Genomic DNA, 792 nt, shown 5'->3' with positions numbered 1-792 from the left:
AATGGCTAAAGAAAAATTTGAACGTAACAAACCACATGTAAACGTTGGTACTATTGGACACGTTGATCACGGTAAAACAACATTAACAGCCGCTATCTCTGCGGTATTAACTAAAGTTCACGGTGGTGAAGTTAAAGATTTCGCACAAATCGATAACGCACCAGAAGAGCGTGAGCGTGGTATTACTATCAATACTTCACACATTGAATATGATACAGAAACACGTCACTACGCACACGTAGACTGTCCTGGTCACGCCGATTACATCAAAAACATGATTACCGGTGCTGCACAAATGGATGGCGCAATCTTAGTTGTTGCTGCAACAGATGGCCCTATGCCACAAACACGTGAGCACATCTTATTATCACGCCAAGTTGGTGTTCCATTCATTATTGTTTTCATGAACAAATGTGACATGGTTGATGATGAAGAGTTATTAGAATTAGTAGAAATGGAAGTTCGTGAACTTCTATCTGAATATGACTTCCCAGGTGATGACTTACCAGTAATCCAAGGTTCAGCATTAGGCGCACTTCAAGGTGAAGCAAAATGGGAAGAAAAAGTTGTTGAACTAGCTGATGCACTTGATTCTTATATTCCAGAGCCAGAGCGTGCAATCGACGGTGCATTCATCATGCCTATCGAAGATGTATTCTCAATCTCAGGTCGTGGTACTGTTGTAACAGGCCGTGTTGAGCGTGGTATCATCAAAGTTGGTGAAGAAGTAGAAGTTGTTGGTATCCGTGATACACAAAAATCAACATGTACAGGTGTTGAAATGTTCCGTAA

General features: G+C 41.2%; 1 protein-coding gene. It reads left to right on the top strand.

Annotated elements, in window-relative coordinates:
- Nucleotide 1: 1 nt before the first annotated feature.
- Nucleotides 2-792: elongation factor Tu (locus ABXG98_RS18965; RefSeq protein WP_353540274.1), on the top strand; the 791-nt coding region annotated here is incomplete at its 3' end.

It is taken from the genome of Colwellia sp. KU-HH00111, from assembly GCF_040362745.1.
Classification (GTDB): Bacteria; Pseudomonadota; Gammaproteobacteria; order Enterobacterales; family Alteromonadaceae; genus Colwellia.
Note: the sequence above shows the minus strand (reverse complement) of the source record. Positions and strands in the feature narration are given on the sequence as shown.